This window comes from Flammeovirgaceae bacterium, from assembly GCA_015180985.1.
Lineage (GTDB): Bacteria > Bacteroidota > Bacteroidia > Cytophagales > Cyclobacteriaceae > UBA2336.
Map to the genome: position 1 here is coordinate 435,545 of CP054185.1, position 13,945 is coordinate 449,489.

General features: G+C 44.9%; 15 protein-coding genes. 7 read left to right on the forward strand and 8 right to left on the reverse strand.

Going from position 1 to position 13,945, the window contains the following annotated elements; all coding sequences use genetic code 11:
• Nucleotides 1-7 precede the first annotated feature (7 nt).
• The 3 genes from HRU69_02105 to trmD all read left to right on the forward strand — a co-directional run bounded on the left by HRU69_02105 (nucleotide 8) and on the right by trmD (nucleotide 1,828).
• Nucleotides 8-541 (forward strand): 30S ribosomal protein S16, encoded by a 534-nt coding sequence (locus HRU69_02105; GenBank protein QOI96342.1) that lies wholly within the window; start codon nucleotides 8-10, stop codon nucleotides 539-541.
• A gap of 84 nt (nucleotides 542-625) precedes the next feature.
• Nucleotides 626-1,141 carry a 16S rRNA processing protein RimM gene (rimM, locus tag HRU69_02110; protein ID QOI96343.1) on the forward strand — a complete coding sequence of 172 codons (516 nt, stop codon included), beginning with the start codon at nucleotides 626-628 and terminating at the stop codon, nucleotides 1,139-1,141.
• A 3-nt stretch (nucleotides 1,142-1,144) separates the two neighbouring features.
• Nucleotides 1,145-1,828 carry a tRNA (guanosine(37)-N1)-methyltransferase TrmD gene (trmD, locus tag HRU69_02115; protein QOI96344.1) on the forward strand — a complete coding sequence of 228 codons (684 nt, stop codon included), beginning with the start codon at nucleotides 1,145-1,147 and terminating at the stop codon, nucleotides 1,826-1,828.
• Here trmD and HRU69_02120 read toward each other — a convergent pair.
• The 3 genes from HRU69_02120 to HRU69_02130 are packed head-to-tail and all read right to left on the reverse strand — an operon-like array spanning nucleotide 1,820 to nucleotide 2,594.
• Nucleotides 1,820-2,218: a PIN domain nuclease gene (locus HRU69_02120; GenBank protein QOI96345.1), complete on the reverse strand. Its 399-nt coding sequence runs from the start codon at nucleotides 2,216-2,218 to the stop codon at nucleotides 1,820-1,822. The two genes, trmD and HRU69_02120, sit on opposite strands and share 9 nt — an antisense overlap.
• Before the next feature lie 9 nt (nucleotides 2,219-2,227).
• Entirely contained in the window at nucleotides 2,228-2,419 is a 192-nt protein-coding gene (locus HRU69_02125) for a type II toxin-antitoxin system VapB family antitoxin (GenBank protein ID QOI96346.1), read from the reverse strand.
• Nucleotides 2,409-2,594: a type II toxin-antitoxin system VapB family antitoxin gene (locus HRU69_02130; protein ID QOI96347.1), complete on the reverse strand. Its 186-nt coding sequence runs from the start codon at nucleotides 2,592-2,594 to the stop codon at nucleotides 2,409-2,411. The genes HRU69_02125 and HRU69_02130 overlap by 11 nt, the downstream gene beginning before the upstream one ends.
• Nucleotides 2,595-2,703: 109 nt before the next feature.
• Between HRU69_02130 and rplS the strand changes: the two genes are divergently transcribed.
• The 4 genes from rplS (at nucleotide 2,704) to HRU69_02150 (ending at nucleotide 7,728) form a co-directional block, all read left to right on the forward strand.
• Nucleotides 2,704-3,057 carry a 50S ribosomal protein L19 gene (rplS, locus tag HRU69_02135; GenBank protein ID QOI96348.1) on the forward strand — a complete coding sequence of 118 codons (354 nt, stop codon included), beginning with the start codon at nucleotides 2,704-2,706 and terminating at the stop codon, nucleotides 3,055-3,057.
• A 122-nt stretch (nucleotides 3,058-3,179) separates the two neighbouring features.
• Complete coding sequence (locus tag HRU69_02140) at nucleotides 3,180-4,253, forward strand: class I fructose-bisphosphate aldolase (protein QOI96349.1); 1,074 nt, start codon at nucleotides 3,180-3,182, stop codon at nucleotides 4,251-4,253.
• Between the two features lie 41 nt (nucleotides 4,254-4,294).
• Complete coding sequence (locus HRU69_02145; GenBank protein QOI96350.1) at nucleotides 4,295-5,137, forward strand: acetyl-CoA carboxylase carboxyltransferase subunit beta; 843 nt, start codon at nucleotides 4,295-4,297, stop codon at nucleotides 5,135-5,137.
• Nucleotides 5,138-5,286: 149 nt separating this feature from the next.
• The gene (locus HRU69_02150) at nucleotides 5,287-7,728 is read left to right on the forward strand and encodes an ABC transporter permease (GenBank protein QOI96351.1); all 2,442 of its coding nucleotides are present in this window, start codon (nucleotides 5,287-5,289) and stop codon (nucleotides 7,726-7,728) included.
• On the opposite strand, the gene HRU69_02155 is transcribed toward HRU69_02150, so the two are convergent.
• From HRU69_02155 to HRU69_02175, 5 genes are read right to left on the reverse strand one after another with little or no spacing between them, the layout of a single operon-like run.
• Nucleotides 7,697-9,073, reverse strand: a complete 1,377-nt coding sequence (locus HRU69_02155) for an aryl-sulfate sulfotransferase (protein QOI96352.1) — start codon at nucleotides 9,071-9,073, stop codon at nucleotides 7,697-7,699. The two genes, HRU69_02150 and HRU69_02155, sit on opposite strands and share 32 nt — an antisense overlap.
• Complete coding sequence (locus HRU69_02160) at nucleotides 9,070-10,089, reverse strand: sulfotransferase (GenBank protein QOI96353.1); 1,020 nt, start codon at nucleotides 10,087-10,089, stop codon at nucleotides 9,070-9,072. The genes HRU69_02155 and HRU69_02160 overlap by 4 nt, the downstream gene beginning before the upstream one ends.
• Complete coding sequence (gene chrA, locus HRU69_02165; GenBank protein QOI96354.1) at nucleotides 10,086-11,267, reverse strand: chromate efflux transporter; 1,182 nt, start codon at nucleotides 11,265-11,267, stop codon at nucleotides 10,086-10,088. Before chrA ends, HRU69_02160 begins: the two co-directional genes overlap by 4 nt.
• Before the next feature lie 58 nt (nucleotides 11,268-11,325).
• The gene (locus HRU69_02170) at nucleotides 11,326-12,264 is read right to left on the reverse strand and encodes a hypothetical protein (GenBank protein QOI96355.1); all 939 of its coding nucleotides are present in this window, start codon (nucleotides 12,262-12,264) and stop codon (nucleotides 11,326-11,328) included.
• A gap of 13 nt (nucleotides 12,265-12,277) precedes the next feature.
• Entirely contained in the window at nucleotides 12,278-13,921 is a 1,644-nt protein-coding gene (locus tag HRU69_02175) for a SusD/RagB family nutrient-binding outer membrane lipoprotein (protein ID QOI96356.1), read from the reverse strand.
• Nucleotides 13,922-13,945: the final 24 nt, after the last annotated feature.

A 13,945-nucleotide genomic window follows, 5' to 3' on the forward strand; every position in this document is an offset into this window, starting at 1 on the left:
GTAAAAAATGGCAGTTAAAATCAGATTGGCCCGCAGAGGCCGCAAAAAACTGGCCCGCTTTGATGTTGTCATTGCCGATGCCAGGGCACCACGTGATGGTCGCTTTATTGAGAAAATTGGTACGTATAACCCTTTAACAGTTCCGGCCTCCATTGAACTGGATGAGGAAAAAGCCTTTCAATGGCTTATGAACGGGGCACAGCCCTCGGAAACCGTTAAAGCGATGCTCTCCTACCGGGGCGTTATGCTGCGCAAGCACCTGCAGATTGGCGTTATTAAAGGCGCCTTTTCACAAGAAGAAGCCGACCGCAGACTGGCTGAGTGGAAACAGGCTAAAGAAGCTAAGATCCAGGCCAAGCGCGAACGGGTTGTTGATACGAAGAAAGCGCAGGCCCAGGCACGTAAGGAAGCTGAGGCTAAAATCAAGGAAGCACGTGCTGAGGCTATTCGTAAGAAGGCCGAAGCAGCGGCTGCTACCGCAACGGAATCTACCCCTGCCGAAGGCGAAGCGCAAACCACAGACACTGCTACTGAAGGTTAATACCTTACCGTAAAAATTTAGGTGAGGTAACAAACCTCAATCTCTTCAACCCCCTCTCCTTTAGTAGGAGCGGGGGCTTTTTTTATGAAAGCGAAAGATTTCTACAAAGTGGGGTTTATTATGAAACCACATGGCCTTAAAGGCGAGGTAACCGTTTCGCTTGATATAGACTCACCTGCTGATTGGAAAAATCTTCAAACAATTTTTATTGACATTAAAGGGCAACACATTCCTTACTTCATTGAAAGTATCTCGTTAAAAGGCGATAAGGCATTTATAAAACTTGAGGATGTTTCTTCATTCGATGAAGCTAAAAAACTGCAAAAGCATAGCTTGTACCTTCAGAAAACCGAGCGTCCGAAACTCCAGCGCGGGGATTTTTATAATGATGAGATAATTGACTTTGTTGTAGAAGATGCGACTACAGGCATACTCGGAAAAGTACTGACGGTAGAACAAACCGGCCAAACCCGGTTTTTAATTGTTAATCATGCTTCAAAAGAACTGATGATTCCGGTAACCGGGCCGTTTATTACCAACATTAGCAAATCAAAACGAAAAATAACCGTCAGCCTTCCCGATGGTTTTTTGGATATTTGACTCATGCACCTCTCCATCATCACCTGTCTTCCTCGCCTGCTCGAAAGCCCCTTAAATGATTCTATTCTTAAACGGGCGCAACAAAAAAATCTGGTTACTATTGATATTATTGATCTTCGCGATTACGCCACCGACAAACACCAATCGGTTGATGACTACGCCTTTGGCGGAGGGGCCGGCATGGTGCTGATGATTGAACCTATTGACCGGTGCATTACTGACCTGAAATCGAAGCGCCAGTATGATGAAGTAATTTACATGAGCCCGGATGGCGAGTTGTTTACGCAACCCGTTGCCAATGAGCTGAGCCTGAAGAAAAACCTCATTCTTTTGTGCGGTCATTACAAAGGCGTGGATGAACGCGTTCGGGAGCATCTGATTACCCGCGAAATCAGTATCGGCAACTATGTGCTATCGGGAGGCGAGTTGGCGGCAGCCGTGGTGGCTGATGCGGTTATCCGTTTACTGCCCGGTGTGTTAAACGATGAAACCTCAGCCCTAAGTGATTCCTTCCAGGACGGGCTGGTGGCACCCCCGGTGTATACCCGGCCGGCCGACTACAAAGGCTGGAAAGTGCCTGATATTTTATTATCGGGGGATCACGCCAGAATTGAAGAGTGGCGACATGCCCAGGCTGTTGATCGAACAAAGAAAAGAAGACCTGGTCTATCCGGATCGTTATATTAGTTGTAGCGATGTGTGGGTGGCCATTACCTCAAAATCCTTATCGTTGTGCAACAGCATTACATTATGCGAAATGGCATACCAGGCAATCAGGCAATCGCTGCTTTTGCGAATAGTAACTCCTTTCTTTCGCAGGTTCCTGTACAGTTGAGCGGCCTCTATAGCCGACTTAAGCGGATCTGAAATCAGAATGGTGTATCCGAATAGCAACTCGTAAATGCGTTCGTACTGCTTATCACTCTTAATTCCTTGCAAAATTTCCTGAAGTATCGTGGGCGACAGGCAGATTGTCTCATCCCGCTCCATGAACTCAACCAATCTTTTAACCTGCTCCGTGCTTTTGCCATTAAAATAATCTACCCAAACGGTGGTGTCAACGAGTATCCTTTGCATAACCGGGAATCAATCCGCTCGCATAGCTGTTAAATCTCCTTCCCATACTACTTTGCCAAAGAGTTGGCTCATCTCTTTTCGTTTAAGGTATTTTATCAGCTCAGCAATTGCCTCTTCAATGGCTTGCCGTTGCGAGCGGGTTTGAGCCAGTTTTTCAATCTGTACCAACAATTCCTTTTCAACCTCAATGTTAGTACGCATCTTTTCTCCTTTTAGTCCGTTCACCCGATTTTTGACGGAGCAGCAGGTCGCGGTAATAGCGTAAGGCTGTGTTTACAAGGTCCTTTTTTGTTTTCGCACCACTCATCCGCATGCCTGTTTCCATAAGCTCATCATCGATGTCGACATTTATCCGCACCATCTTTTGCTTCGTCATACACAAAAATAGATGATTTTATACACATTAAATCAAAGCATCACCCAGGTTTCCTAATTTCAGGTTGTTTCCATACATTTGCAGTCCATTTTTGAAAAACATGCTTTATATGGCCGATTTAATCAAAGTTGTAGAGCAGGAATTTGCCTCCGTTCGCGAAAAAATGCCTGATTTTAAGGCTGGCGACACGATTAACGTACACGTTAAAATCAAAGAAGGTAACAAAGAACGAGTACAGCAGTTCCAGGGTGTTGTTATCCAGCGCAGGGGCTACGGCACCAATGGCGAGACCTTTACCGTGCGCAAGGTTTCCAATGGCGTAGGTGTAGAGCGTATTTTCCCCATTACCTCACCCAGTATTGATAAAATTGAGGTGGTAAAAGAAGGCAGCGTACGCAGGGCAAAACTTTACTACATGAAGGGCCGCCAGGGTAAGTCTGCCAGGATTAAAGAAAAAGTCTGAATTGCTTTTGCGAAGGTATAATGAGCCACTGAAAAGTGGCTTTTTTATTGGCTTGGGGCAGTTTTTCAAGGTTAGCATCCTATTAAATTATTGATAACTTTGTTGCCCCACAGTTGAAATTTATGGCAAAAATTAACATTTCGAAGATTCTCGGGAAGGACGCCAAATACCTTCTCAGCCACAAAAGCAAAACTATTTCAACCAACCAGATACATGCCCCGGGGCCTGATTTTGTCGAGCGGGTGTTCGCGCAATCCAACCGTAACCCACAAACCTTACGCAGTCTGCAAACTTTGTTTGACAACGGCCGTTTAGGCGGTACGGGTTATCTGTCAATCTTGCCTATTGATCAGGGCATTGAGCACAGTGCGGGGGCGTCATTTGCCAAAAACCCGATCTACTTCGACCCCGAAAATATTGTAAAACTTGCCATTGAAGGCGGATGCAATGCCGTAGCGACTACGTATGGTGTGTTGGCTTTGATGTCGAGAAAATATGCCCACCGCATTCCTTTCATTGTAAAGATCAATCATAACGAACTGCTCACCTATCCGAATAAGTTTGATCAGATTATGTTCGGTTCGGTGGAAGAAGCCTGGAACTTAGGCGCGGTTGCTGTGGGTGCAACCATCTATTTCGGGTCGGATAATTCTACCCGACAGATTCAGGAAGTGGCAGCCGCCTTTGAACGTGCCCATGAACTGGGCATGGCCACCATATTGTGGTGCTACATCCGCAACAACGCCTTTAAACAAGGCGGAAAAGACTATCATGTTTCGGCCGATTTAACCGGCCAGGCCAACCACCTTGGCGTAACCATTCAGGCTGATATCATCAAACAAAAGCTGGCCGAAAACAACGGAGGCTACAAAGCGCTCAATACCGGGGGCAGCAGCTACGGCAAACTTGACGAACGCATTTACACACAACTTACCTCCGACCACCCGATTGACCTGTGCCGTTACCAGGTAGCCAACTGCTATATGGGCCGGGCCGGGTTGATCAATTCGGGCGGTGAATCAAAAGGTACAAGCGATCTGGCCGATGCCGTGCGCACGGCTGTTATCAACAAACGGGCAGGCGGTATGGGCCTGATTTCCGGACGAAAAGCCTTTCAACGACCAATGAAGGAAGGTGTTGAGATATTAAATGCTATACAAGATGTCTATCTCGACAAAAGTATTGACCTGGCTTAAGCTGTATGGCGGTAGTCTATTCCATTTAAACTGATAAAGACATGTCGTGGTTTAACCGTACCGATAAAGGCATTCTCACACCCACCGAAGCCAAGCGCGAAGTTCCCGATGGGTTATGGTTCAAATCGCCCGGTGGAAAAATAATCCACACCCGCGAACTGAAGAACAATGCCTACGTGGTGCCGGAAGAAGATTACCATGTTCGCATCGGCTCAAAAGAGTATTTTGAAATCCTGTTCGACAATAACGAGTTCACCGAGCTTGACCCTAACATGGAGTCGGCCGACCCGTTGAAATTCAAAGACACCAAGCCCTACCCGAAGCGCATTAAAGAAACCCAGGAAAAAACCGAACTGAAAGATGCCGTGCGCACCGCGTATGGCAAGATGAACGGGCTCGATATTGTTATCGGTTGTATGGATTTCAGTTTTATTGGCGGCTCCATGGGCTCGGTGGTGGGCGAAAAAATTGCCCGCGCCATGGATTATTCCCTGAAAAACAAAATACCCTTCCTCATGATTTCACGCTCGGGCGGTGCCCGCATGATGGAGGCCGGGCTTTCGCTGATGCAAATGGCCAAGACATCGGCCAAAATAGCTCAACTGGATGAAGCAGGGATACCATACATCTCCTTGATGACCGACCCGACCACAGGTGGCGTTACGGCTTCTTACGCCATGCTTGGCGATTTCAACATTGCAGAACCCGGAGCACTTATAGGCTTTGCCGGTCCGCGCGTTATCCGCGAAACCATTGGTAAGGATTTACCAAAGGGATTTCAGAGTGCTGAATTTGTTTTGGAACACGGCTTTCTGGATTTTATTGTTGACCGGAGGAATCTTAAAAACCGGTTAACGACCCTGTTGAAAATGCTTAAGGACTAAATCTGTTTCCGTCCGCCTGCGGACAATTTTTCCCTTAATCGAACAATCAGTAGAATACAGCCCGCTGGAATCAACCTGATTACGGTGTTTAAATCACTGCTTAAAGAGGCATGAGTATTGACTTGGATTGGTTTGTTAACCGGCCGATCATGTTAAAAAACTATTTAAAAGTTGCATTTCGCAGCCTCATCAAGCAGCGTGTCTATTCCTTCATTAATATTTTTGGCTTATCCGTAGGAATTGCCAGTTGCCTGTTGATTACGCTGTTTGTAACCTCGGAGTTTTCATACGATACCTTTCACCCGTATGCGGACCGCATTTACAAAATAGCCCTCGAACGAAAGTACCCTAATCACTCAACATATTACGCCATTATTCCTCACTCCTATGCTGAAGTAATACCCGAGGACTTTCCTGAGGTTGAATCCGTTGTGCGTATGGGGGGTCCGTTTAATGATGTTGTGGTAACCTACGAAAAGGGTGATGAAAAAATTCAGTTCGAAGAAGATTACATCATGGCAGCAGACTCCAATTTCTTTAATGTGTTTAATATCAAACTACTGCAAGGAAACGTTAATTCAATTTTTACCACAGTTAACGATATTGTACTTACCGAATCTGCTGCCAAACGTTATTTCGGAACGGAAGATCCTATTGGCAAAACACTTAAATTTTTCAACAACGATTTCAAGGTAACCGGAATCTGTGAAGATGTACCTCACAATTCGCACATGAAGTTTGATTTCCTCACCAAATGGAACGAACAATTCTTCGGTGACAGAAGAGTCAATTTCATCACATTTTCAGCGCATGTTTACCTGGTGCTGAAACCGGGAACAAACCCGATTGAGTTGGAAGCAAAATTCCCGAAAATGGTCGATACGTATGCTTCCGCCCAGATTGAATCGGACCTGGGAAAATCGTGGGAGGATTACAAAAAAGAAGGCAATGGGTATCGTTATTTCTTACAACCACTCCCATCCATTCACCTGGATCCAACCAACATCGAAGCGAAAATGCAGCCCGGAGGAAACATCAATTACGTGTATTTCCTAATTGGCATTGCTGTACTGATTGTGGTTATAGCCAGTATCAACTTCATGAACCTTGCCACGGCACGTTCAGCCGAGCGGGCACGCGAAGTAGGTGTTCGTAAAACCATGGGTTCTATGAAAAACCAACTCATCTTCCAATTTCTAATTGAGTCAATACTCATTTGCTTTATTGCAACACTACTGGCTTTATTATGGGTACAACTGGCATTACCCGGATTCAATTTACTTGCACAGAAAAGCCTGAGTCTTCAAATTACACCACTTATTATTCTAAGCCTTGCTTTGTTAATACTGGGTGTGGGTTTCCTGGCCGGCAGCTACCCTGCCTTTGTACTTTCGGGGTTTAACCCGGTAGCCGTAATGAAGGGCAATTTTACCGGAAGTGCCAATGGTTCGTGGCTGCGCAGCGGGCTTGTGGTTTTTCAGTTCATTATTTCTATTTCACTTATTGCCGGAACGTTGATTATTTCACGCCAAATGAAGTTTATGCAGAACAAGTCGCTTGGTTTTGATAAAGAACAGATATTATTAATTGAGCGGGCTTTTGTACTTCAGGATAAAACAAAGACCTTTTTAGAGGAGGTTCGGAAACTGCCCGAGGTTGAAAAAGCAGGCGGCTCCTTTGCGATGCTGGGTCGCCAGGGTGATTTTTTCGGGGCTCAATTTATAGGAAAGGGCTCCTCAGAAATTCTTACCACAAAAAGCATGGTGATTGACGATGAACTGGCAGAAACGATCGGGTTTGAATTTGTTGACGGCAAAGGATATTCAAAGGAAACGAGTGATTCGCTGTCCATCATACTCAACGAAACAGCCGTAAAAACAATGGGATTGGTAGATCCGGTAGGCCAAACACTTAACCAGATACAACGCGGCCCGAACGGAACACAAACCGTTACCTTCACTATTATAGGGGTAATCAAAGATTTCAATTTTCAATCGCTTCGTGACCCCATAACACCGCTGACCATTCAAAGTACTGAAACGTTTGGTCCGGCAATCGGGTATGCCTACATCCGGATCAAAGGGAATGGCATTCAACGTGGTGTTGAAAAAATTGAAGGGTTATGGAAAGAAATGGTACCAGGCCAACCCATGAAATATTCTTTCCTTGATCAAAACCTGAATGCAAATTATGAAACCGAGCAACGGGCAGGTGCCGTATTTGCAACCTTTTCAGCACTGGCTATTTGCATTGCGTGTGTGGGTTTGTTTGGATTGGCCGCCTATACAGCCAGCTTGCGCACCAAAGAAATTGGTGTAAGGAAAGTTATGGGGGCCTCTGTTGGGAGTGTGGTGTTTCTTCTTTCGAAAGACTTTACAAAACTTATTTTAATTGCCTTCGTGATTGCGGTGCCGCTTTCGTGGTACCTCATGAACAACTGGTTAAATGGATTTGCTTATCGGATAAACCTTGATGTCGGAACTTTTCTATTGGCCGGATTCATAGCTGTTGCTATTGCCTGGGTTACCGTGAGTTACCAATCGATAAAGGCTGCCATTGCTAATCCGGTAAGGTCGCTAAGGAGCGAGTAGCCGCTTGAATATAATTCTTAAACGGGTTCTTAATAAAATAAGCCCTATAAGAAGCGTTATCGGCTGTTATCTTCCACAAAATTTGGCCTGAATCATTAACAACGGTTACTGTTGCATCTTTCCGGGTAGTACACACCAGGTATCTTCCTTCACCAATCATTTCGGCACTGCACATCCTGTAGGATGACAGGGCCCGTGGCAACTCTATATAAATAGCCGGGGTCACTGTGTGTTCGCGTTCATTAATTTGAAAGGACAACACCCTTGAATTTGGCCGGGCCTTTAATTCGCCATTATCAAACATCATTAACTCGCCCCGCGGGTTGAAATGAATACTGTGCTGGCGTATAAAATTGTATTGTGGATCAGAAGGCCTAAGAGTTCCTCCTTCACCAAATTTCCATATCACTTCACCTGTATTTTTATCGATTTTCCAAACCTGGTTAAAATCTCTGAAGGAGATAAGGTAATTCCCATCCGCATCCAGCGCTATAGAATTTGCATGACCCCAATTTTCATGTAAATTAATTTTGCCTTTAAATTGTAAAGGATCCTCAACCTGCAGCAGGTTCCATTTCCAGATTATTTTACCCGTTCTTGATAACACCAAAATACCATCGGCAGTAAGGTACTGTTCTCTCTCTCCACCGAACTTTCGCAAATCATAACGGGCAGAATCATGCGTGATCGTAACGATGTTTCCGGCAGGATCATAGAATACCTCGTGATGCACTTTATACGGCAATCCCAATTTTTCCAAATCAAGATCAAGAATCACATTACCAAGTAAATCGGTTTCCATAATCCTGGCCGAATCATAAATGGATAAAATGGTGTTATTGTTAGTCCACGAAAATGCCCTGCGAACGGCTGTATCATATTCATGGTACCATACAATATCACCATTTTGGTTAAGCAGCACATCGGCCCCCTGTTTAAAAAACCTGCGAATCAGGATATACCCGTTAAAGAGTGTGGTATCAATAATATCTTTTTTTACGCGCACAATATGCCCCGGCACCGAATCGGTTGTAAAAGTATACTCCTCCGAAGTGGTCTGGCCCCTTTCATTAACCAGGTGGTACGCATACTGTGTATTGGGCTTAAGATTAACAAGGATTACTTCATGATACTTACCCAAACTGGCCTTTGATGCGTGTTTTAAGCGCGTGTTGTGCACCGGCCAATATTCGATACAAACCGAAACACTATCGGTAGTACTGAACCGGATTTGCGGAAGTAAAACATTACCATTTAAAAAGGTAATTTCAGGTTCAGAGTACCAGGACGACTGACATGCCCATGCAATCAGCGCCAGCATCAGCAATATAAAATGTACTCTCATCGGATAATGCGGTTTTTTATTTCCTTTAGAAGACTTTCCTGCGGTTCACGTTTTAATACATCTGTCGGATCGGCTTTGCGTAAAGCTTCCTGAATTCCCCTGGCATTTTCCTGATTATACAATTCCACATCTTCCTCGCTTAACCGAAAGCTACTTGCATCCGTAAACAACGGGTACCCCAGCCGGGTCAGCATCTCATGGGCCACGCCTTCAAAAATACCGATTTGTGTCAGGGTGAGCTCGCGCAAATATTTATGATGGTTGTTACGTAAGATTGGCTTAACCACATTTTTCCACATCTCACCGGAGCTGGCTGTATTAAGCGATTCTTCTGAATGGAAATAATCCATCATGGCTTCATCAAATTTCAGTTGAAGTTTGTTACATATACCCTCCAAAACCTCACGGGGATGCGCCAGTAATTCCTCATATTGAACCTCAATAAATCGTGCGTCCGGCACCTGACCTTTCAATTTTAATGAAAGTTCCTGTTCTGTTTTCCATTTCCGGGCAAGATGATACACATGCTTGGGGCCTACAATTGCCTTTAAAAAAGACAATGCTACATCGCGGCCATCGCGATAAATAAAAATATAATAGGGGTGAATGCCCGCATTTTCTATTTCGTCTGTATAATAAACACTCTCCATGCTTTTGCAGCACCAGTATCTGGCGCCCTCTTTGCGGGCTTTCATTTCATAAATTCTTCTGAAAATTTCTACAAGATTCCGCTGTTTACACGCCCGAAACACAGTTTCTGTATCAAACACAATATCCTGCCAGGGTACCGGATTTCTGTTTACCCATTTACAAACATCGGCTACCAGCAAACGGAAATTCTTCTCCTCGGCTAAATCTCCGTATAGTTCGAGTAATGGAAAAAATGTTTTAAGTATATGCGGAGGATGAGGGGCCGATATTTCAGGCAATTGGTTAAGCATTACCCGCAGCAGGTTTGAGCCTGACCGTTGAGTACCTACAAATTGAATGGCTGATAAGGATACTGAATTAATCACTGCGAGTAAAATAGGTAGCCTGCTAAGCCTGAAATTGCCACAAGAATAACAGGATTTATCTTAAACCGAAAAATTAATAAAAAAGAAACTACAAGAATGATAATCGTTGCAAATGGGTTTGCACCCGGCCAGTAATTACCAAGAACTGAAAATGCGGCTGCCAGAATAAGACCAACAACAACCGGCTTAATACCGGCAAGTGCAGCCTGAACAAACCGGTTTGATTTGTACCGACTAAAAAATTTTGAAACCAAAATCATCAGGAGTGAAGAGGGAAGAAAAATGGCTATTGTGGCGATAACGGCACCGGTTACTCCCTTTATTTTGTAGCCAAAGAAGGCCGCACTAATCAGTATAGGCCCCGGTGTAATCTGCCCCGCAGAGATACCCGCCAGAAATTCGGTCAGTGTAAACCATTGGGTTTTATCAACAAGAATACTCTTAAGAATCGGAACCATAACATACCCCCCTCCGAAAAGTGTAAGGCTGACTGAACTAAATATTGAGAACAGACGAACACCACTGTCTTCCGGAAAGAAATAGAGCACGACACTGTATACAAGTAGGCCCATCAGGAAAACAAATACAATAATCAAAACATGGCTAAACCGTACGGAAGACGCTTGCTGCTCTGTAACTGATGATTTTTTGTTAGTCAAAACTATGCCTTTGAAAGCGCCCAGCAAGAAAAGGCCAACAATACTGCCATAGCCTGGGAAGAGAAGAAAAACGGATGCGGCCAATGCCACTATAACCCACTCAGAAATTTTCCTGATGTTGTTTAAGCCCATGGTTACCGCCACAGCTAATAATAAAGCAACAATAACCGGTATAACTCCTTTTAAAACAGCATTGGCACTAACTATTTCGCCATAGTTAAAATATAAAACAGCAAATGCGGTAATCAGAAAAAATGACGGAATCAAAACAGCTATAACCGACACTATTGCCCCCGCCACACCTGCCAATACATAGCCGGTATAGGCAACCACATTTACCGCAACCGGTCCCGGCAATACAGAAGCGATAGCAATACCTTCAGTAATTGCTGCGTCATCAATAAGTTTCTCCTTGGTTACAAACCTGTTGCGAACCATGGCAATCAAGGCCATGTATCCTCCGAAGCTAGTCGAGCCGATCAATAAAAACCTCCAGAATAATTTTACAAGATTGGGCATACAGTTAAAAAAAAAGCCCTGATGCAAGTCACCAGGGCTTTTATGCTAATTCAAAAAATTAAATCGGAGTCAAGACTGTACGGCCATATTCGGCAAATACATTCTCCCAGAAAATAGTAATGACGCCTGTGCCTGGGTTAACGTTTGAGTCGTTCCCAAACGTATTGGCAGGGCCGTTCATAAGATAACCGTAAATATACGGAGCTGAGACAAGATTAAGTTTGCCGCAAACATCTTCAAATACAGCCGGTACTGGCGGATTTCCCCAGATAATGGGCTCCATTCCCCCGCTTAAGTCATCCAGGTTATACTGACCAATACCTGACGCAGCAGTAAGGTTAACCGTGTAGGCATTAACATCCGGTGCACCGTAATAATCAACCCAGTCAGTTACCGCATTGTAATTGCCTTCCAGGTCGGAAGGACAAAGCACCGAAACCGTACTGAACATGGGAGCATTGAAAAATGCACCCCCTGTAACCACACCATTGGTATTGGTGTTGGTAAATTCACGGCCATCTTTTAACCTGAGGATATGCCTGATTTCAAACACATCGCCACCATTTACATCGGTGGCTGTCAGCCCCAGGGCGGTAAGAATAGTAGCCGATTCGATGGTAATGGTAGCCCGCGGATAACCGGTATCCGGATCCTTTGTAAAAGCTGAAGCGGGAACCGTTGCTACAGAAGTCTCAGCCGGTTCCAATATAGGGGCATTGTTGTCCTTGAACTTTACCGCGAACTCCATCTCCTCAAGCAACCCGCCTTTTTTAGCATCACGCACTTCAAGCACAATAGTAAACCGCGAAACCGCAGGGTTCAGAGGATACCCGGGAGCATCCTGAGCAAGAAACGAACCGGAAGGAACTTCAATCACAGTGGCGTAAGCGCCATACTCCAGCTTTTCATAATCAAACGGGAGCTTACTCTCATCTTTACAGGCTACGGTTGCAATAAGCAACAGGGCCGTTATCGAAAGGAATTTTATGTATTTCATAATTCGGTATCTTTTAGTCAATAAAATTTTCAGGATTTGTATCCCAGAAAACCTGTACTTTATTGCTCGGCTTCTGCGTTACAGTATTGTTACGCGTCACGTACACACTCGGGTATGTAAATGAGCGATAGGCATTACCACCATTGGGTTGTAGTGTGGGCTGCAGATCGGCCGGTTTACCTGTTCTGCGGTACGTGTTGAATGCATCAATGCCGTTTCCATACAGCGCTATCCAGTATTCTTTAATAATCACCTGCAACCGCTCGTTATCAGTACCAGCAGCATCATACAAGGCAAGCACATCATTAACGTAGTTGTTAATGGCTGTTGTGCCAGGAATAAGCGGGGAGGTCCCGGCAACCGGTGCGCCCACTGCTTTCACTTTATCAATTGATTTGCGGATACCAGCTTCAAGAAGTGTCCGGGGGTTTCCAACAATAGCTGAATTAAGTGTTAGAGCGGCCTCGGCCTTCATAAACTCGGTAAATGCGGCATTCATAATTGGCAGAATACCTGCGCCCCGAAGCCCCATGTTTTGATTGACTGCAGTGAACGAACTGTTGTCAAAATTTCCTCCGGCCGGATAGACGCCAAAAGCTGTGCGTTTAAAGTTATCCGGTGGAATACCGCTGAAATCGCCAAAGTCGCGACCCCAATAGCCATCGCCTACAGCACAGAAGGGAAAGCCTGCATAGTGCGGTGGCGGACTTACGTTAATGCAAAACAACTCATTTACATCAGTTGTCGTAGCCGATACCTGACGATAGAAGTAATAGCGGATACGCGGGTCAACAAAGTTTTTTCCGTTATACATCTGATCCATCAGGTAATTGCTTTGGTAGTAACCGGCCCCATTCAGGTAATCACCGGTAAAGTACGGATGCCGGCTATCCGGATTAGCATTTGTGGTAGAATACCTGAAGTTAAAGTCTTCAGCATTCGACCCTGCATCAATCAAATCATTCTCGGTTACCAAGGCTTCTATATTTGCTTTGGCGCTGGCATCCACCAATCGGGTTTGCAGATATGCTCTCAACTTCAGTGTTTTTGCAAAGGTGCGCCAACGCGTTCCGTTACCTCCATAATAGAGATCGTTTTTCGGAAACGCCAGCGAATTGTTATCCGGATCAGCATCCAAGTCTCGGGTAAAGTCGGCAATGGCATCATCCAATATGGATATAGCCTCGGCATACATAGCGGCTTGGTCGTCTTGAGGGGGATTGAAATTGGCCGGATCAAAAGCCTGTGAATAAGGCACTGAACCAAAATAATCAATCAGGGTCATCATGGTATAGGCCTGAATCACCCGGGCCATACCGGCATGGAAATACAATTGCCTCTCTTCGAATACAGGCAATGTATTTACAATGTTTATAAGGATGCTTGAATACGCACCGCTCCAAAGCCCGTCAAAACTGCTGGCGTTGTAACCGTTTTCATAGGTAGGCCCATAGAAATGGATCAACCGCGTCATCTGCATACCGAAATCACTGGCTTCCCAAAAGAAGTCAGCAAATTCAAGCTGAATTCCATTCAGGATAAAATCCGGATCAGCCTGGCCGGGCGTCAACGTGCTGGGATTTTCCAGCTTGTTCAGGTCGCATGAAAGTGCACCGACCAGAAGCATTGACAACAATATTTTTTTAATCAGTTTCATTTTAATACAAGTTTTACGATTTAA